General features: G+C 66.6%; 15 protein-coding genes. 5 read left to right on the top strand and 10 right to left on the bottom strand.

Annotated features, from left to right (window positions below):
- Positions 1 to 13: 13 nt before the first annotated feature.
- The 7 genes from addA to ahcY all read right to left on the bottom strand — a co-directional run bounded on the left by addA (position 14) and on the right by ahcY (position 12,673).
- Positions 14 to 3,415 carry a double-strand break repair helicase AddA gene (addA, locus tag ACT53M_RS00525; RefSeq protein WP_476230746.1) on the bottom strand — a complete coding sequence of 1,134 codons (3,402 nt, stop codon included), beginning with the start codon at positions 3,413 to 3,415 and terminating at the stop codon, positions 14 to 16.
- A gap of 156 nt (positions 3,416 to 3,571) precedes the next feature.
- Positions 3,572 to 6,511, bottom strand: a complete 2,940-nt coding sequence (gene addB, locus ACT53M_RS00520) for a double-strand break repair protein AddB (RefSeq protein ID WP_476230744.1) — start codon at positions 6,509 to 6,511, stop codon at positions 3,572 to 3,574.
- A 99-nt stretch (positions 6,512 to 6,610) separates the two neighbouring features.
- Positions 6,611 to 7,372: a nucleotidyltransferase family protein gene (locus ACT53M_RS00515; protein WP_476230742.1), complete on the bottom strand. Its 762-nt coding sequence runs from the start codon at positions 7,370 to 7,372 to the stop codon at positions 6,611 to 6,613.
- Positions 7,369 to 8,343: an aminoglycoside phosphotransferase family protein gene (locus tag ACT53M_RS00510; protein WP_476231558.1), complete on the bottom strand. Its 975-nt coding sequence runs from the start codon at positions 8,341 to 8,343 to the stop codon at positions 7,369 to 7,371. The genes ACT53M_RS00515 and ACT53M_RS00510 overlap by 4 nt, the downstream gene beginning before the upstream one ends.
- Complete coding sequence (gene tsaE, locus ACT53M_RS00505; protein ID WP_476230740.1) at positions 8,340 to 8,792, bottom strand: tRNA (adenosine(37)-N6)-threonylcarbamoyltransferase complex ATPase subunit type 1 TsaE; 453 nt, start codon at positions 8,790 to 8,792, stop codon at positions 8,340 to 8,342. Before tsaE ends, ACT53M_RS00510 begins: the two co-directional genes overlap by 4 nt.
- The gene (locus ACT53M_RS00500) at positions 8,789 to 11,128 is read right to left on the bottom strand and encodes a sensor histidine kinase (RefSeq protein WP_476230738.1); all 2,340 of its coding nucleotides are present in this window, start codon (positions 11,126 to 11,128) and stop codon (positions 8,789 to 8,791) included. The genes tsaE and ACT53M_RS00500 overlap by 4 nt, the downstream gene beginning before the upstream one ends.
- 126 nt (positions 11,129 to 11,254) lie before the next feature.
- Positions 11,255 to 12,673 (bottom strand): adenosylhomocysteinase, encoded by a 1,419-nt coding sequence (gene ahcY, locus ACT53M_RS00495; RefSeq protein ID WP_476231556.1) that lies wholly within the window; start codon positions 12,671 to 12,673, stop codon positions 11,255 to 11,257.
- A gap of 206 nt (positions 12,674 to 12,879) precedes the next feature.
- On the opposite strand from ahcY, the gene ACT53M_RS00490 reads away from it, so the two are divergent.
- Positions 12,880 to 13,392 carry a hypothetical protein gene (locus ACT53M_RS00490; RefSeq protein ID WP_476230736.1) on the top strand — a complete coding sequence of 171 codons (513 nt, stop codon included), beginning with the start codon at positions 12,880 to 12,882 and terminating at the stop codon, positions 13,390 to 13,392.
- 5 nt (positions 13,393 to 13,397) lie between these two features.
- Here the strand turns inward: ACT53M_RS00490 and ACT53M_RS00485 are convergent, their stop codons facing one another.
- Positions 13,398 to 13,958, bottom strand: coding sequence for a YqgE/AlgH family protein (locus ACT53M_RS00485; RefSeq protein WP_476230735.1), 561 nt, complete (start codon positions 13,956 to 13,958; stop codon positions 13,398 to 13,400).
- 119 nt (positions 13,959 to 14,077) lie between these two features.
- Between ACT53M_RS00485 and ACT53M_RS00480 the strand changes: the two genes are divergently transcribed.
- The 4 genes from ACT53M_RS00480 to ACT53M_RS00465 all read left to right on the top strand — a co-directional run bounded on the left by ACT53M_RS00480 (position 14,078) and on the right by ACT53M_RS00465 (position 16,659).
- Positions 14,078 to 14,560 carry a redoxin family protein gene (locus tag ACT53M_RS00480; RefSeq protein ID WP_476230734.1) on the top strand — a complete coding sequence of 161 codons (483 nt, stop codon included), beginning with the start codon at positions 14,078 to 14,080 and terminating at the stop codon, positions 14,558 to 14,560.
- 71 nt (positions 14,561 to 14,631) lie between these two features.
- Positions 14,632 to 14,865, top strand: coding sequence for a hypothetical protein (locus ACT53M_RS00475; RefSeq protein ID WP_476230733.1), 234 nt, complete (start codon positions 14,632 to 14,634; stop codon positions 14,863 to 14,865).
- 107 nt (positions 14,866 to 14,972) lie between these two features.
- A complete protein-coding gene (locus ACT53M_RS00470; protein WP_476227368.1) occupies positions 14,973 to 16,409 on the top strand; it encodes an AMP nucleosidase in 1,437 nt (478 codons plus the stop codon).
- 109 nt (positions 16,410 to 16,518) lie between these two features.
- The gene (locus ACT53M_RS00465; protein ID WP_476230732.1) at positions 16,519 to 16,659 is read left to right on the top strand and encodes a hypothetical protein; all 141 of its coding nucleotides are present in this window, start codon (positions 16,519 to 16,521) and stop codon (positions 16,657 to 16,659) included.
- A gap of 34 nt (positions 16,660 to 16,693) precedes the next feature.
- On the opposite strand, the gene ACT53M_RS00460 is transcribed toward ACT53M_RS00465, so the two are convergent.
- Positions 16,694 to 17,449, bottom strand: a complete 756-nt coding sequence (locus ACT53M_RS00460; protein WP_476227366.1) for an SIMPL domain-containing protein — start codon at positions 17,447 to 17,449, stop codon at positions 16,694 to 16,696.
- A gap of 79 nt (positions 17,450 to 17,528) precedes the next feature.
- The gene (locus tag ACT53M_RS00455) at positions 17,529 to 19,343 is read right to left on the bottom strand and encodes a M2 family metallopeptidase (RefSeq protein ID WP_476230731.1); all 1,815 of its coding nucleotides are present in this window, start codon (positions 19,341 to 19,343) and stop codon (positions 17,529 to 17,531) included.
- Positions 19,344 to 19,387 lie beyond the last annotated feature (44 nt).

Genomic DNA, 19,387 nt, shown 5'->3' with positions numbered 1-19,387 from the left:
CCAAGCTTTGCTCCTACCCCGCGTAGCCCGGCTTGTGCGCGTCGAGAAGGGCGTCCGGCAATGCGTACAGCACCGGACCGGCGGCATAGAGCAGCGCGGCCTCGACTTCCCGGCCCGGAAAGATCACCCGGAGCGCCGCGACATAGGCCGCCATCTGGCGCAGGTGATAGGCGGGAACGTCCGCCAGCGTGGCCGGCGCGCGGCGGCCGGTCTTGAAATCGACCACCCGCACCCGATCGGGCAGCACCACGAGCCGGTCCACCATGCCGGAAACGACAACGCCGTCCGCCACCACCGCCGCAATCGGCGCCTCGCCCAGCGAATCTGGCCCGAACAGTTCGGCAAAGCGCGGGTCTTCCGTCACTGCCAGCGCCGCATCGATCAGCGCAGCACGCTCGTTCGCCTCGGCCAGCCCGCCCGCCCCCACCAGCCAGCGATCTGCAGCGGCGCGGCGCGCGTCGGGAGCGACACTCGGCAGCCTCTCAAACAGTGCATGAAGTAGCCGTCCCCGCTCGGCAGGGGCGCGCATCGCGGGGCCGGGCGGCGGATCGGCAACCTGATCCTCGCCCAGCGACGAAGGCGCCAGCGGGCGCGGCGGGCGCGATTCCTCCGGCGCCGAGGCGTGGAGCCAGCCTGGCAGCACCGGGGCGGGCGCCGCGATCGCCGGTGCAGGCGGCGCGACCGGCTTTACCGCCGACTGCGGGGAAAGCCCGTGGAAGTTACGCACCCCTACCTCGTCCGCCGCGACGCCCAGTGCATCGAACGCCGCCGCGCTGGCCGCATACCAGCTCTTTTCGGGCGGCTGGCCCTTGGCCTGCGGCCCCAGCGCGCCGGCAATCACCAGCCGCTCCTCCGCCCGCGTCACCGCGACGTAGAAGAGCCGCCAATGCTCCTGCAGCTCACGCGCGTCCGCCTCGGCCAACGCCTCGGCCAGCGGCCCGTCGCGCTCAGCACTGCGCGGGCGGAAGATCGGGAATTTCTCGGCTTCCTCCGGCGCCCATTTCAGGAAGCTGCGCGGGCTGCGCGTCGGGTCCACCGTGGCATCGGCCAGGATCACCAGCGGCGCCTGCAATCCCTTCGATCCATGTGCCGTCATCACCCGCACCGCCGGCTGCGGCTGGGCGGCATCGCGAACGATCTCGACATCGCCTCGATCGAACCAGTCGAGGAAGCGCTGGAGCGACGGCGTCGCCCGCGTCTCGAAGGTCAGCGCGGCGTTGAGCAGTTCCTCGATCGGATCGCGTGCTTCCTCGCCCAGCCGGAGCAGCAGCTTGCGTCGCCCCTGCATCGACCCCGACAGGATTTCCTCCAGGAATCGGTATGGCGTGGCGATGTCCGCGCGGCGTAGCAGCTCGTACAGCGGCGCCAGCGGTTCGGCCGACTGGGTGGCGCGCAAATGCCGCCAGAGCCCGCCATGCGGCCGCACCGCCGCCGCCATCAGTTCCTCCTGGCTCCAGCCGATAAGCGGTGAGACCAGCAGAGCGGCGAGCGACAAGTCATCTTCGGGCTGAAGCACGAAGCGGATCGCCGCCAGCAGGTCCTGCACCGCCAGCGGCGCGTTCAGCCGCAGCCGATCGACACCCGCCACCGGCACGCCTTCGGCATAAAGCCGCGCGACGATCAGCGACGCGAGCTCGCCGCGCCGCTTGACCAGCACCATCACATCGCCCGGGGCGAGCAGCCGGCCCTTGCTCCCCAGCGGCAGCGTGCCGACCCAGTCGCGGATCTGGCGCGCGATCTTCGTCGCCAGCGCGCGAGTGGCGTCGCCGATCCAATCCTCTTCGTCCGCCTCGCTGCCGCCATCGATGACGGGCGACCACAGCGTTACCGTGCCCGGCCCCGGTACTTCGCTGGCATGCGGCTCGCGGTCGCTCATCGGCCCCATGCCGGGCGCCGGCAACGCGGCGAGCGCGGCATCGACGAATTCCAGCACCGGCCGGGTCGAGCGGAAGCTGTGGGTAAGCGACAGCGATTCGAGCGGCGGCGCCTCCACCTCATAGTCGCTATGGATATTGGCCAGCGCCTTGAACCGCTCAAACGCGGCGCGGAAAAAGACCGGGTCGGTGCCCTGAAAGCCGAAGATCGCCTGTTTATAGTCGCCGACGGTGAACAGCGTCCGAACCATGTCGCCGCGCGCGCCCTCGCCGGCAAAAAACTCGTCGGCCATAGCACCGACAATCGCCCATTGCCGCGGATTAGTGTCCTGCGCCTCGTCAATCAGCACATGCTCGGTCGTCTGGTCGAGCTTGTAACGAACCCATTCGCCCATCCCCGGCTGGCCGAGCAGCGCGATGGTGCGGCCGATCAGGTCGTCGAAATCGACCGCGCCCAGCCGCCGCTTGGCCCCGGCATAGGCGCGGGCATAGTCGCGCCCTGCCTCCAGCCCGCGCGCGAGCAGATCGACATAGCCGGCACGCACCTGCATCGCGAGCAGTTCGCCGCAGCGCTCGTGCAACCGCATCGCCGCTTCGGCATAGCCGGGCTCCTGCGGCGCCTGCCCCTTGGCGAAGCTGCGAGGATCGCCCTTGGCGGTCGCCCAGACGAGGTGCAGCTGGTCGAGCGTCACGGCGCGTTCGACGGGCGAGCGGGCAAGCCAAGCGGCGATCACATCGGCACGTTCAAGACCACGTGCGGTTCCCCATTGCGAATTATTCGCAGCGATAATGCGTAGCGTTCGCACATCGAACAGCTCATCGGTACAGCAGCGCTCGACCTCTTCGCCGATGTCGCCCTGGGGCAAATCGAAGGCGCGCCGTAGCCAGGGCTGGATGCCGGCGGGCAGCGCCTCCAGCGCCTCGCCGGCCCGCGCGCATTCCTGCAGGAAACCTTCCGCTCCGCCCTCGCCCAGCCGCAGGCTGAGCGCGCCGATTGCCTCGATCACGCCTTCGCGCCCTTCGCGCCGGGCATCGACCAGCATCTCAGCCAGCGTCTCGCGCGCCAGCACCGCTTCCTCGCGTGCCTCCAACGGGCGAAAGCCCGGGACCAGCCCCGCCTCGACCGGGAAGGCCGACAACAGCGACTGGCAGAAGCTGTGGATCGTCTGGATGCGAATACCGCCGCCCGGCGCGTCGAGCACCTTGGCGAACAACGTACGCGCACGGGCGAGGTGCGCAGGAGCGATGCTTTCCCCCAGCGCCTCAAGGTCCGCAACCAGCTCCTCCGGCTTGGCCCGCACCCAATGCGCCAGCTTGCCGGTGATCCGCTCGGACATTTCCGCGGCGCCAGCCTTGGTGAAGGTAAGGCACAGAATCGCCGACGGATCGGTGCCCGCGAGCAGCAAGCGCCACACTCGCGCGGCAAGCACCTGCGTCTTGCCAGTGCCGGCCGAGGCCGACAGCCAGACATGCCGGCGCGGGTCGCTGGCGAGCTTCTGGTTCCCCCTCAGCGGATGGAGCTTGGCGGGGCCGCGGGTCATTCGAGCCCCCCAACACCAGAACGGCGGCAGCATGCGGTCACCTCCCGCTTGCGGGAGGGGTCGGGGGAGGGGCTAAACAGTCGCTGCGCTTCTACTACGTCGCCCCCTCCCCCAGCCCCTCCCGCAAGCGGGAGGGGAGCGAAAATCGGCACCGCTCTAGTCCCGCCCATACCACTCGTCCCGGCGCATCAGCTGGTCATATTCGGCGTACGGCGCATATTCCGGCACCAGCTTGGCGGTGAACGGTCGCTCGCCCGTCAGCCAATCCTTCGCCGCCTCGGCAAATTCCCGCGCGGCGATGCTAACGAAATCCTCGACCGGTATCGGGTCGCGCTTCTTCGGATCGACCGGCGAATCGACGAAGCCGAACCCGCCGCTCCTCGAATTTCGCGCCAGCGACCAATATTCGAAGCAGCGCGCCTCGCCTGCTATTCCCTCGAACCCGCCACGCTCGGCGATAAGCCCCAGCAGGCCGAGTTGCAGGCTGAAACCCGCCTTCACGGCGCGGGTGCTAGGCGGCTGGCCGGTCTTGTAGTCGACGATCGCCAGGCTACCGTCGCCTAGCCGGTCGACGCGGTCGAACTTGCCGCGCAGCGTCACCCCGGCGAAATCGATCGCGCCGTCCCGCTCCACCGCCAGCACGCGGCGGCCCTTGGCGACATTGGCGGCCAGTTCGTCGGCAATCCAGTCGATCGCCTCCATCAGGCGCGGCTGCCACAATGCGCGGATCAGCGGATGGGTGCGCGTGTCTGCCAACATCGCCTCGGCACGCGCGCGCAAACGGTCGGGGCGGCAATCATCATCCTCGAACCAGCGTTGCAGCACGTTGTGCACAGCTGTACCGCGCCACGCGGCGCTGGGATCGGCATCGACCGCATCGAGCGGCATCAGCCGCAGCATCCGGCGGGCGTAAAAGGCATAGGGATCGGCCTTCAGCCGGTCGACCTCGGTGACGGAGATCGCCTTGGGGCGATCGCTGGCGGGCGGCGCGGGTTCCGGCCGGGCGACCGGCGCGAAGGCACCCGGTGCATCGATCGCCGCCAGCCATTCGGCAAGATCGTCCGCACGCTCCAGCCCGCCCGACAGCGCTTCCAGCCGCAGCCAGAAGCGCGAGGCGATGGTCGGCGCGCTGGCGTCGCGGCGCGCGCGGGTGAGCAGCACCTGCTTCGCCCCCAGCCCGATTGCCAGATCATGCGCCGATACACCAATCCGCCGCTCCAGCCCCGGCAGGCCCAGTTCGGCGCGGATTCGCGGCGCCAGCCACGGGTCCGGTGCGGGCAGCCCCGGCCAGACGCCTTCGTTCAGCCCGCCCAGAATCATCAGGTCAGCGCTGTGCAGCCGCGCCTCGATCAGACCGAGAATGGCCAGTCGGGGGTGTCCGCCCTGCGGCGGTCGCACGGCGACCTCGTCCATCAGCGTGCGCAGCATAGGCGCAAGGCTGTCCGGCTCTACTAGCGCCGGACCATGCGCTGCCTCGCGCTCCAGATCGTCGAGCAGCGCGGCGGCCGCACGACCATCTTCGCGGCTCCACAGCATGTCGCCGCCCAGCGCCTGTGCCGTTTCTCGCATCACGGCCACGAGGCCGGGTAGCGGCTGCATACCGGCGGCGAAGATCGCCTCCAGCGGCGCGAGCAACGGCCGTGCCATTTCCCACCAACCGGCCGTAACGCGGCGAAGCGCCCCTTCCCGCCCGCTCTGTTCGGCCAGATACCGGTTGACCCCCTCCAGCCCCGGCGCCGGCCGCGGCCCGCGCAACGCCAGGTCGAGCGCGCGCGCGCCTTCCAGCCAATCTGCGCGGGCGTCCGGCTGGACGAGCGGATGCTTGAGCAACGTCAGCAGCGGCATCGGCGCAAAGCCTTGCGCAGCGGCATCGGCCAGCGCGAGCAACAGCGTGCCCGGAGGAGTGAGAGACAGTGGCTGACCGGCGGAATCGTCGACGATGATCCCCCAGCGCGCGCAATGCGCCGCTACCCGCCGGGCAAGCGCCCGATCCGGCGTTACCAGCGCAGCAGTGCGGCCGGGGGTCTCCACCGCTTCGCGCAACGCCAGCGCGATTGCCTGGGCCTCCTCCGCAGGGGTGGCTAGTGCCAGTGCCCGCACCCCATCCAGCCGGCGCTCACCGGGCGGCAGGTCGGTCCAGCGATGCGTCAGTTCGGGCGGCTGCATCGCCGAGGCGATCGCCTTGCTGCGCGCCGGCGGTGCGTCCAGTTCGCTGGCTACCCGCCAGACATCGAACTCGTTGCGATGCACGCCCATCCGGTCGAGCAGCAGCTTCAGATGAAATTGCGGATGCGCCTCCAGGCTGCGGCGTCTCCGCCCGGTGACGGGGTCGGGGGCGTGCGGGCCGAGCGAGTCCCACTCGGCATCGCCCATGGTGGTGGCAAGGCCGGGCAGCACCACCATGCCGCTCGGCAACCCGGCGACGACACGCAGCAGCCGGGCGATGGCAGGAGCGCTGGTGGTGATCCCGGCGGCACAGACGAAGCCCGATGGCGGCGCCGCTTTCCACCGGTCGGTAACGCGCGCCAGCAACTGCCGCCGCCGCTCGGCGAGATCGACCCGCCCCTGCCGCGCCAGTTCCTCGGGCCAGCGCGACAGCACAATCTCGAACAGCGCCAGCGAGCGTTCCCAGTGCGCCGACAGTTCCGGCCCCAGATCGAGCTCGCGTAATCGGTACGGCGCGACTTCCTCGACCAGCAACTGGTCGAGCGTGGTCGCCAGTTCCCCGGCCAGCCGCACCGCCTCCGCCGCGTCGAGCCGGGAATCGTGCGCCTGGATCAGCCGGGCAAGGATCATGCGCCGCTGCAGTGGATCGACCGCCGGCGGCACCGGATCGCTGTCCTCCACCGCCTCGAACACCGCCTCGTCGAGTTCGGGATCGCCCACCGCCACCAGCCGCGGCAGCAGCAATCCGCCGCCGCTTTCGCGCACGAACGCATCCTGCATCGCCCGCTTGGCGCGGTTGTTGGGCAGCAACACGACGCCGCGCGCCAGCCGCATGGGATCGGCGCCGAACCGCCGGATCAACCCGATCGCCAGTGCATCGGCAAAGGCGCGGTGCGGCGGGATGGTATAGAGGTGAAGACGGTGCGGCATCCGGCTCGTCGGCAAGGGGTGAGGCGCAAAGGTAGCGCGCGCGACGACGGGAGCAAGGCTCGTGCTGCGACATCCCCTCCCGTTGGGGAGGGGGTGCGTTCACATTCCCGCCAGCGCAGCCTGTGCTTCGCCGATTGATTTGGGCGAGCCGACATCGAACCACAGGCCCTGATGCACGGCGCCCCACAACCGCCCGGTCTCGAGCGCGCGGTTCCAGAACAGATTGGTGGAGAAAGGCCCTTCCGGCCAGTCGCGGATCAGGCGCGGCGACAGGATCTGGACACCGGTGAACACGAACGGCGCCAGCCGGCCCGGCTTCCGCCGCTCGGTGATCCGGCCGAACGGATCGAGCCGGAAATCGCCACGCCCGCTATGGCAATAGGCGCGCGCCAGCGGCACCAGCAGCAGCAGCGCATCCATCTTCGCGTCGTCCCACTGCGCTGCGAGCAGGCGGATCGCATCGCTGGGACCGTCAATCCACAGATTGTCGCTGTTGACGCAGAGGAACGGCTTGTCGCCCAGCAGGTCACGGGCCTGCACCAGCCCGCCGCCGGTTTCCATCAACTGCTTCCGCTCGTCCGAGATCAGCAGCTCCATGCCCTTTACCCGCGCGCGCAGATGCGCCTCGAGCTGGTCGGCAAGATAATGGACATTGACCACCGCCCGGCTGACTCCTGCCGAGCGGAGACGGTCGAAAACATGGTCGATCAGCGGCTTGCCCGCCACTTCGATGAGCGGCTTGGGCCGCGATGCGGTTAGCGGGCGCATCCGCTTGCCCAGCCCCGCTGCCATCACCATCGCGGTTTCGGGCACCGCCACCGCAGGCTGCGGGCGGAGCGAATAGGTCGCCGACGTGCTCATGCCGCCGCCAAAGCCATCGGGTCGCCGCGGCGGTCGGCGGGCACGTTCGCCGCGAACCAGTCGGCCACGGGCTTGAGTGCGGGATGCTTCAGGTCACGCTCCAGATAGGTCCAGACGCGCGGGCACAGGCCCGGATAGCGGGGCTTGCCGTCGCGCTTCCACAGTCGGGTAAAGACACCGATGATCTTCGCATTCCGCTGCGCGCCCAGCACATGATAGGCGACATCGAAGGCATCGGCGGCACCGGTGATCCGCTTGTAGCGGTCAAGCATTGCTGTCTCCAGCGCCGGCGCCACGTCGCGGCGGGCGTCCTGCAGCAGCGAGACCAGATCATAGGCGGCATGTCCTGCCACCGCGTCCTGGAAATCGAGCAGGCCCAGCGTCTCGCTACCGTCGATCAACATCAGATTTTCGGCATGATAATCGCGCAGCACGGTCACTGCGCGGGTGCCGGCGAGCAATGGGGTCAGCACCTGTTCCCAGGCCGCCTTATAGGCTTCCGCATCGACCGAAAGGCCGATCGCCCGGCAATACCATTCAGGGAACAGTCCGGCCTCGCGCTGATACTCTGCCATGTCATATGCTCGCGCCACACCCGCAGGCTGGTTATGGAGCCGCACCAGCAGATCGACCGCCGCCTCGTACAGCCGCAGCTCGCTTTCGGGCGCCGCGTCGGCGGTTTCGCGCAGCCGGGCGTCGCCGAAATCCTGGAGCAGCACCAGCCCCTCGCCCAGATCCTGATGGAGGATTTCGGGCGCCGCGAAACCATGGTCTGTCAGCCAGCGCGCAACCGCGATGAACGGTCGCGGGTCCTCGTGCGGCGGGGGCGCATCCATCAGTATCGCGCTCCGGTCATGATCAACCACGCGAAAATAGCGGCGGAACGACGCATCGCCGGCAAGCGGCAGGATCTGCGCGCCTTCCCAGCCAGCCGAAATCAGGAAATCGGGTGCCGCAGAAGGCGGATTCATGTCAGGGGCCATCGGTCCTCCCATGCCGCCGGCACTCGCGCTGTCAAGGCGCGCGCGCCATCCGGCAACACTTCCAGGCTGAGCCACAGCGCGTCGCGCCACCAGCGCTCGCCCAGCCGCTCGGGCCATTCGACCAGTAGCAACGAGTCGCTGCGGGCGTCGTCGAGGCCCAGTTCCTCCGCCTCTTCCGGATCCTCGACGCGGTAAAGATCGACATGCAGCACCGGCAACCGCACTTCGGGTGGATCATAAGGCTGAACGATCGCGAAGCTGGGCGAAGGCGCCTCGCCCTCCAACCCCAGTGCCGCGAGCAACCCGCGCGCGATGCTGGTCTTGCCGGCGCCCATTGGGCCGGAAAGAGCGATAGCGTCCCCCGGCCGAACCACAGCCGCCAGCCGCGCACCCAGCGCCAGCGCCGCTTCGAGCGATTCTAGCCGAATATTAGTCATCCACGTGGCAGCTCAACCGTGACGAGCGTACCCTCGCCCGGCTCGGAAATCATTTCGATCCGCCCGCCATGGGCATCGACAAACTGCTTGGCAAGCGGAAGGCCAAGCCCCAACGCCCGCTCACCGCTGCGTGGCGCGCCTACCTGTGCGAACCGGTCGAACGCCCGCGCCACAGCCTCCCGAGACATGCCGGGGCCATCGTCGGAGACAATGATCCGCGCAACCCGGGCATTGCCGTCGAGGTGAAGCAGCACGCGCCCGCCCTCGCCGGTACCGGCAACGGCATGACGCAGCAGATGCTCCACTATCTGGCGAATGCGCCGGGCATCGCCCTGCACCTGTCCGGCAGTGCCAGTATCTTCCACTGCCAGATCAATTGCGCGGCTGCGGGCCAGCGGCCCGATCGCCTCGGCAGCAGCCCCTGCCGCGACCGCGATGTCGACCCGGCTGCGCTCCAGCGGCTCGCCTTCGCTCAGCGTCAGATCGAGCACGTCATCTACCAGCCCGCCCAGCCGCTCGACCGACATCAGGATCGCATCGACATATTCGGCACCATCGGCGCTCAGCTTGCCCGCAAAGCCGCCCTGCAGCATTTCGGCAAAGCCCTTGATCGAGGTAAGCGGGGTGCGCAGTTCATAACTCATATTGGCGACGAAGGCGGTACGCACACGGTCCGCCGCCTCCAGCGCCTCGTTCCGGTCCCGCAGCGCGCGTTCCACCCGCTGGCGATCGGTCGTGTCGAGCATCGTCACCAGCGCATTCCCGTCGGGCAACGGCACGGCGGCGACATCGAAATGCCGGCCATTGGCGAAAACCAATGCCGAGCCGCGCTGCTGCCTGTCCTTAGCGGCAAGCCGGATCAGATCGCCGAGCGTATCCGCCCGCGCGGGATTGGCCAATTTCGTGCTGGCCGCCTTGATCAGCGTCGGGATCTGCGGATGACCGTCCAGGAAGCCGTCCTCGAAGTCCCAAACCTGACGGAACTTGCGGTTCCAAAGCTGCAACCGCCCCTTGCCGAACACCGCCACCGCCTCGGCCAGGCTGTCCAGCGTGGCCGTGCGCACCAGTTGCATCTCGCCATGTTCGCGCTGCAGCTCGAACTGCTGGGTCTGATCCTCGAAGATCAGCAACAGACCGCCTTCCGGCAGTGGCTGAGCAACGACGCGCAAATGGGTGGTGCCGATGCTCCAGCTTTCCTCGACCGCGTCAGGCGCGGTGAACCATTCGCGCCGCTCCGCCTTCCAGGCCGGAAAGTCGCGCACGTCGGGCAGTTTGCGCGCTTCGCGCATGCGTTCGAGGACGCGGTCGAATTCCGGACGGTCGGCCAGCCATTCGTTGCGCATCGCAAACATGCGGCGGAACGGCTGGTTGCAGAAAACGAGCCCGCGATCCGACCCGAACTGCGCAACGCCCGAAGACATGCGGTCAAGCATTGCCCGCTGCGCCTCGGCAAAGCGCTTCATCCCGCCGCGTGCCTGTTCCAGCTCCTCGATATCGACAGCGAAACCGGCAATGCCGCCGGTCGGCAGGGGCACGTCGTGCAGGCGCAGCATCCGCCGGGCGCCCGCAATCGTCGCCGGCATGGCCGCCGATTGCGGTTCCTGCGTGTCGCGCGCGATAGCCGCATTGGCAAGCGGTCCGCCTAGGCCGGCGCCTTCCACCAGCTCCAGCCCGCGCGCCACGACATCCTCGGCATCACGGCCTTCAACCGCGCGGACATAGGCCGAATTGACCATCAGCAGCCGAAGATCGGGACCGCGATACCACATGGGCATCGGCGCCGCCTCGATCAGCGCGGTGAGCGCATCGAAGGCGGTACGCAGCCGATCCGCCTCGCGCTCCAGTCGACGCACCTCGGCCTGGTTCTCGGTCATGTCGAGAAACCACAGCACCACGCTGCCCGGCGCCTCGACCAGTTCGGACGCACGCTCGCCAAGGATCATCAGCGTCCGCTCGGAGCCGCGCGCCTGCACCGCCATCGTAAAGGGCTGCGCCGCGCGATGGGCGGCGTTCACGCGGTCGGCCAGCAATGCCGCCTCTTCTTCGTCGAGGCCGCCTTCCTCGCCGGCCAGTTCGCTGAGCAACCGGGGCATTTGCTCGAGCCCCAGCCAGCCAGCCAGCTTGCGCGACAGGTCCAGCCGCCCGTCTGCACGCACCACCATGGCCTGGGCAGGTGCGGCGCGGGAAAAGGCGAGCAGCCGGCGATTCTCGTCATAGGTGGCGCGCGCCTCCGCTCGCGCCCGCAACCCGGCATAGAGCGCCCAGGCCGCACCCAGCACGGCAAAGGCAATGCCCGCGCCCGCCAGCGCCGCGCCAGTCTGCGATACGAGGATCACGGGTGCCCCAACCGAACGTCCATCGCACTGTCCTTAGGGCAAAGCACCGGCATACGAAAAGGGGCCCGGCACAGGCCGGGCCCCGAAAGATGCAACCGCAGCGGAATATTTCCGCCGACAGGCGCCTTAGTAGCGATAATGGTCCGGCTTGAACGGCCCTTCGACCGGCACGCCGATATAGGCGGCCTGCTTGTCGCTCAGCTTAGACAGCTGCACGCCCAGCTTCTCGAGGTGGAGTGCCGCAACCTTCTCGTCGAGGTGCTTCGGCAGCACATACACTTCGTTCTTGTAGTGCTCGCCGCGGGTCCACAGCTCGATCTGCGCCAGCGTCTGGTTGGTGAAGCTGGCCGACATCACAAAGCTCGGGTGCCCGGTGGCGCAGCCCAGGTTCACCAGGCGGCCCTTGGCCAGCACGATGATCTGCTTGCCGTCCGGGAATTCGACCAGGTCGGTGCCCGGCTTCACTTCGGTCCACTTGTAGTTCGACAGGGCCGAGATCTGGATCTCGCTGTCGAAGTGGCCGATGTTACAGACGATCGACATCGGCTTCATCGCCTTCATGTGATCGGCGGTGATGACGTCGGCATTGCCGGTGGCGGTCACGAAAATATCGGCGCGCTTCACGGCCTCATCCATGGTGACGACCTCGAAGCCTTCCATCGCCGCCTGCAGCGCGCAGATCGGGTCGATTTCGGTGACCATCACGCGGGCGCCGCCGTTGCGGAGCGACTGGGCCGAGCCCTTGCCCACGTCACCGAAGCCGGCGACGCACGCGACCTTGCCCGCCAGCATCACGTCGGTGGCGCGACGGATCGCGTCGACCAGCGATTCCTTGCAGCCATAGAGGTTGTCGAACTTCGACTTGGTGACGCTGTCGTTGACGTTGATCGCCGGGAACGGCAGCTCGCCCTTCTTGGCGATCTCGTACAGGCGGTGCACGCCGGTGGTGGTCTCTTCCGAAACGCCCTTCAGGTTCTGCACCGTCTTGGTGAGGTAGCCCGGATACTTGGCGACGAACGCCTTCAGCGCGCGCTGGAATTCGACTTCCTCGTCATTTTCCGGCTCCGGCAGGGTCGCACCGGCTTCGATCTTGGCGCCCCACAGCGCGAACATGGTCGCGTCGCCGCCGTCATCGAGGATGATGTTGGCGGTGGTGCCGTCGGTGTCCGCACCCCAGTTGAAGATGTCGCCGACATAGTCCCAATATTCGCCCAGGGTCTCACCCTTCACCGCGAACACCGGCACGCCCGTCGCGGCAATGGCGGCGGCGGCATGGTCCTGCGTCGAGAAGATGTTGCAGGTCGCCCAGCGAACCCGCGCACCCAGCGCGGTCAGCGTCTCGATCAGCACCGCAGTCTGGATCGTCATGTGCAGCGAACCGGTGATCCGCGCGCCCTTCAGCGGCTGCGACGGGCCGAATTCCTTGCGGAGCGCCATCAGACCGGGCATTTCGGTCTCGGCGATCTCGATCTCCTTACGGCCGAAATCGGCGAGCGCGATGTCCTTGATGACATAGTCGTTGGTAGCCACGGGCTGCTTCTCCAGTTCAAGCAAAATGCAGGCGCACCGGGAGTCACTCCCGGCCGCATAGGTGCGCACCTAGCCGCTTCGCGCCTACCGCGCAACGTCAATATAAAGATATCTTTATATGCTTTTTCGGGGCTATTCAACCAATGCCTCCGATTTGGCTCCCTCGTTGCAGCCAGACGGCCCCCCCGGCTATGCTGCCCACTCGATTCGGGGGATTGTCCGTGCGGTTTCCGATAGCAGTGTTCCTGTCGACGGTCGTTATGGCCGGCAACTGCAATGCCCAGGAGGATCCGCCAGCGGACAGCGCAGGCACCATCCGCACGTCGGAATCGTCCCATGACTCCTTCATGAGCGTCGTGAACCAGATGCGCATGCAGCAACAGGCGCGCGACAATTGCTGGAAGCTGGGCTGCCTTCTGATCATCAACCAGACCCATGGCTATGACGTGATCGCCTTTCAGGTCGATACGGCAAAGCCGGGCGAGCCCGCTCATTGGAGCGGAAACCAGTTCCCCGTGGCACTTGGTCCAATGAAGGCGACGTTGCGTTTCAAGACCGGCGGACCGGCAACGTGCGAGGCGTCGGTGCGATTCACGCTGCGCAGCCGCGAGACGAAGGAAAAGGTGACAGTTGACGGCCGGACCAGCCTTTGCACCGCACCGCATCAGGACTCGGTAGTGCGCATCAATATGGTCGAACCGCAGGTTAGCGTGGAGCCAACCAAAGACCATTAAATCGATCAGGCGCGTCCGGAACTGCCCGCCAGCAACGTCGGGTCGATCCCGGCTGCGGTGAAGCCAGCGGCCCACCTCCCCTCCACCGGCTGGTCGTAGATCAATGCCGGGTCGGCACTGGTGTTGAACCAGCCGTGCCGGGTCAATTCACCCTCCAACTGCCCCTCACCCCAGCCGGCATAGCCGAGCGCGACCAGCCAGCGGCTGGGTCCGGTGCCTGCGGCGATAGCGCGCAGCACGTCGACGGTACCGGACAGCGCCCAACGGCCCGCGACGTCGATCGTGTCCTGCCCGCCCCAATCGAGCGTGTGGAGCACAAAGCCCCGCTGCGGCTCCACCGGCCCGCCGAAATGCACCGGTGCATCGGGTGCATCGCCCGGATCGATTTCAAACTGCTCGAGCAACTCGTGCAGGCCGATTCCCTCGATCGTCGCACCGATGCCGATGCCCAGCGCGCCTTCGACATCATGCGCGCACATTGCAATCACGGCGCGTTCGAAGCGGGGATCGCCGATGCCGGGCATGGCCAGCAGAAACTGGCCGGTAAGCGAGGGTGTCGACTCCATATCTCCCACATATCGCTACCGCTTCGGCGTGGCCAAGCTTGAAAATGCCACGCCACATGCCGATGGAGGCGGCGGCCGGGCATCTGCGCACGGCCGCAGGATTCGCAGGAGTGAGCAGCATGACCATCCAGACCGGTGACCGCATCCCCGACGCCAAGCTCGTCAAGGTGACTGCAGAAGGCCCCGAACAGGTCGAAGCACCCGCCTATTTCGCCGGCCGCAAGGTCGCTCTCTTTTCGGTGCCGGGCGCCTTCACCCCCACTTGCTCGGCCAAGCATCTGCCGGGCTTTGTCGAGAAGGCCGAAGAGATCAAGGCGAAGGGTGTCGACGAAATCGCCTGCACCGCCGTCAACGACTTCTTCGTAATGAAGGCCTGGGGCGACGCCAACGGCGTGGCCGGCAAGGTGACGATGCTCGCGGACGGCAATGGCAGCTTCGTCGAAGCGCTGGGCCTGACGCTCGACGGCTCGGCCTTCGGCCTCGGCACGCGCGGCCAGCGTTTCTCGATGATCGTCAATGATGGCGTCATCGAACAGCTCAACGTCGAACAGGGCGGCCAGTTCGAAGTGAGCTCGGCCGAATATCTTCTGGGCCAGCTCTGATCGATTTCCCGGAACCGCCCCCTGTCGACGGAGTTGACAGGGGGTTGATTCCGAAGGGAAAGGACAGACCCATGGCTACCGATCTGACGTCCAACGTCGCGAGCGAACCCGCTGCCGGGCAGCAGGGCAAGCCCTTCATCGCCCAGGCACAGGAAAGCGTAAGCAACGCCTGGGATGCTACCGTCGCCGCCGTCCGCGAACGTCCCGTTACTGCTGCCACCATCGCCGCCGGCGCGGTCGCAGCCATTGGCGGTGCGGCCTATGCAGCGACCCAGCTGCGTGGCAACGGCACGACGGAAAAGTAATCCGCACCCGAACGAAGTGCCCTTCCCGCGTGCGGGAGGGCGCACAACTGCGCCGTGTAAACCGGCGATGTCTTGCCAGCGTCATCATCTGCCATTAGCCATGGAAGATGACACAAGCCTCCGATATCGTCGCCGACCTTGATCGGCTCTATCGCGCCTCAGTCGAACGGCTTCAGCAGGCGCTCAATCGCTATATCACCGATGGCACCACGCCCGATCCGGAAAGCCGGACCGATGGCTCCTTCGCCTATCCGGAACTTCGCATCACCTATCGCGGCGGTCCGGCCAAGCCGACGCCGCGCCGCTCCTTCGGGCGGCTGGTGGAGGCCGGCGACTATCGCATCACGGTCACGCGACCGGCAATGTTCGCCGACTATCTCACCGAACAGCTGACCTTCCTGATCGAGGATTTCGACGTGGAAGTACACGCGGTGACCGGTCGCCAGGAAATCCCGTTTCCCTATGTGCTCGATCCCAGCACGATCCTGAGCCTCGACGATATCTCCGCCACCGAGCTGGGCCGGCATTTCCCCGCAACCGAGCTGTCGCACATTGGGGACGAGATCGCCGACGGCCTGTGGATCAGCCAGGACGGCACCCGCCCGCTGGCGCTGTTCGATGCGCTGCGCACCGATTTCTCGCTGGCCCGGCTGAAGCACTATACCGGCACCCCGGTCGAGCATTTCCAGCAATATATCCTGTTCACCAACTATCATCGCTACGTCGATGAATTCGTGCGCTGGGCGTGCAGCCAGCTGGGTGAGGAAAGCCGCTTCACCGGCGTGTCTGGCGCGGGCGGAATCGTGATCGAGGATGCGGCGGACGCCGACCGGCTGGTCAGCGACGGCGCATGGCGGCGGCACCAGATGCCCGCCTATCACCTGATGGCGCCCGGGGGCACCGGCATCACGCTGGTCAATATCGGCGTCGGTCCGTCCAACGCCAAGACGATTACCGACCATCTGGCGGTGCTGCGCCCCGAGGCATGGCTGATGATAGGCCATTGCGGCGGCCTGCGCCCCAGCCAGCGGATCGGCGACTATGTGCTGGCGCACGCCTATCTGCGCGACGATCATATCATGGACGATGTGCTGCCGCCGGAAATCCCCATCCCCGCCATCGCCGAAGTGCAGCAGGCGCTCGCCCGCGCAGCGGAGACGGTGTCGGGCCAGTCAGGGGACGAGCTCAAGCAGCGGCTGCGCACCGGCACCATCGTCACCACCGACGACCGCAACTGGGAGCTGCGCTATTCGCAGTCGGCGCTGCGCTTTTCGCTGAGCCGCGCGGTGGGCGTGGATATGGAGTCGGCGACGCTGGCGGCACAGGGCTATCGCTTCCGCGTACCCTATGGGACGCTGCTCTGCGTGTCGGACAAGCCGCTGCACGGCGAACTCAAGCTGCCGGGCCAGGCAAACCGCTTCTACGAGCGCGCCATCGCCGAGCATCTGAAGATCGGCATTGAAGCCTGCGAGGAACTGCGCCGCGAAGGCGCCAAGCTGCACAGCCGGAAATTGCGGGCGTTCAACGAGCCGCCGTTCCGGTAAGAGCGGGTCGGATCGCCCTCACCCTTCCCGCCGCCACGGAAGGGTGAGGGCGACAAGCCGCAAGGACATTCCCGGCGCGCGATGCGTTCTCCGCGCGAGGAGAAGCATCATGGCCAACCCCGAACGAACACCCGAAGAGCACACAGACGCCAAGGGCCACGCGCATCAGCCCGACCGCACTGACAGTTCCGAAGAGTGGAACGCCCGGATCGCCGACGAGAATATGATCCCCGACGATCCGGAAGAATAACGCCCGGCGCCCCCAACGCGCCGGGCATCAAGTCTTATTGGGCCAGTTCGAATTCGACGACGATCGACTTTTCGACGTGCACGGCGCCCTCAGGGTTCTTGAACAGGTTGGCCAGCGCCTGCGGGCCCTTACTCATTGCCTCTTCCATCTTGGCCTGGAAGCCCGGCAGCAGCAGGTTGTTACCAACTTCGCTGATCCGGACGACGCGGTTCACACGAAGACCCATTTCCTTCGCATAAGCATCGGCATCGGCACGCGCAGTGCGCAGCGCCTTGGCCTTCGCCTGACGCTGAGCCGCAGCGAAGCCCGCGTCGTCCAGTTCCGAATTTGTTTCGCCGACGGTCACGTCGAGCTTTTCCAGCGCTGCCTTGACGGCTTCCGCCTGCGCTGCGGAAGCGACCGTCAGCTTCTTGGCTTCGGTCGCAGAGAATTTCGGATCCTTGGCGTCAGCGTCTTCGCTGTCGTCGTCGCCGCTGCCCTTGCCGCTGGCGAGCATGATCTTGGTCTGCTCGGATGCCGAGAGATCGCTGAGCGCAGCGCTGGTCAGCCCCTGTGCCTTCAGCGCCGCCTCTACCTTCGCCATCTTGGCGGTGCGGGCCTTGTCGGCAGCGTCCTGGGTCTTGGCTTCTTCGGTGAAACTGATCGTCATCGTCAGCTTGGTCGCCGTCGCATCGACACCGCCCGAAGCGACGATTTCCAGCGCAACCGGCTGTGCGGGCTTCCCCACCTGCGCCAGCGCAAGGCCCGGCGACAGCAACGCAAGCGCGGTAACGAAATTCGTGATTCGCATGGATTTCTCCCCCATTACGGGCTGCTCCTGCCTGAAACGGGGGAGAAAGTCTTGCAGATTCACCAGCACTCCGACCGCGTCACCATCCCTGGGGCTGCCCCTTATTCTGCTCGTCGAGCCATTTCTTCAGCGGCGCGAAATATTCCATCATCGCCTTGCCGGAGATTTCGCGCGTGCCGGTGAACGCCTCCAGCGCCTCCGGCCAGGGCTTTGACGCGCCCATTTCCAGCATCTTGTTCAGCCGCGCACCGACTTCCTTGTTGCCGAAGAACGAGCAGCGATGCAGCGGCCCCTTCCACCCGGCCTGGTCGCACGCCGCCTTGTAGAACTGGAACTGCAACAGCCGGGCAAGGAAATAGCGGGCATAGGGCACGCTACCGGCGACATGGTATTTCGCGCCCGGATCGAACTTGCTCTCGTCGCGCGCGACCGGCGGCACGATGCCCTGATATTGCAGGCGCAGCTTGTTCCAGCCAGCCTCATACTGGCCGGCCGGGATCGTCCCGTCGAAGACCTGCCAGCGATATTTGTCGACCAGCAGGCCGAACGGCAGGAACGCCACCTTGTCCATCGCCTGACGGAGCAACAGGCCTATGTCCTTGTCGGCGCTCGGCACCTGTGCGCGGTCGAGCAGGCCGATCTGCACCAGATATTCGGGCGTGATCGACAGCGCGATAAAGTCGCCGATCGCTTCGTGGAAACCATCGTTCGCGCCGTTTCGATACAGCGCCGGCAACGCCTGATAGGCGCGCTGGTAATAATTATGCCCCAGCTCGTGGTGGATGGTGACGAAGTCGTCCGAATTGACCTTGATGCACATCTTGATGCGGACATCGTTCTTCTCGTCGATGTCCCAGGCGGATGCATGGCACAGCACTTCGCGATCCGCAGGCTTCAGGAACAGCGAACGCTCCCAGAAAGTCGCGGGTAACGGCGCAAAGCCGAGCGAGGAATAGAAGCCCTCGCCGGTCTGGACCATCTTCTTCCAGTCATAGCCCTTGGCGGTCAGCAGGTCGCCGACGTCATAGCCCAGGTCGCCCGCGCCCTTGGGCGCAACGAGGCCGTAAATATTGCCCCATTCCTGCGCCCACATATTGCCGAGCAGGTCGGCGCGGATCGGCCCCGTCTTGGGCTGCACCGCATCGCCATATTGCTCGTTGAGCTTGCGACGGACATAGGTGTGGAGCGCTACGTAGAGCGGCTTCACTTCGCCCCACAATTTGTCGGTCAGCTGTGCGAACTGCGCCGGGGTCATGTCATAGCTCGAACGCCACAGCGCGCCGGTATCGGCAAAGCCCAGTTCCTGCGCACCCTGGTTGGCGATGCCGACCATCCTGGCGAAGTCGCCGCGCATCGGTGCACCGACATTGTCGTGCCAGCTGACCCACATCTCCTTCAGTTCGTTTGGATCGCGGCTTTTGCCCATCGCCGCTTCGATGTCGCTGCCGTTGATCGGCTTGCCGTTCCGGGTGCCCTTGCCCTTGGCATAGGCCGAACCGAGCCGCGTCGAAATGTCGCTCAATTCCTGCGCTGCACCCGCGCGGGTCGGCGCCGGCAGGACCAGCCCGGCGCGCAGCATCGTCAGCTGGCGCTGCTGTTCGGCGGTCAGCCCCGGCGCCTTTTGCAGCCGCGCCGCCTCCAGCGCGAAGCGAACCGACATTTCGGTGCCCTTTGCGCCGACCTCCGACGCCAGCGCATCGGTATCGTCGGTGATATAGGTGGCGTTGACCCAGGCGATGCGCTGCGCGGTCAAGTTATACGTCGTAATTTCCTGCTGCACGCGATCGAGAAACGTCGCGGCCTCGGCAGCCGTTGGCGCTTTGGCGGTTTGCGCCTGCGCCGTGCCGGCCAGCGCGATACCCAGCGCCAGCAGCGAAAGTCCCTTGCGGATCATAATGGTAGGTTCCCGAAATCAAGAAAGGCGCGACCTTGCCGCGC

Source organism: Sphingomonas sp. DMC6, from assembly GCF_056314225.1.
The sequence above is the reverse complement of the archived record's forward strand: the minus strand, read 5'-3'. Positions and strand labels throughout refer to the sequence as shown.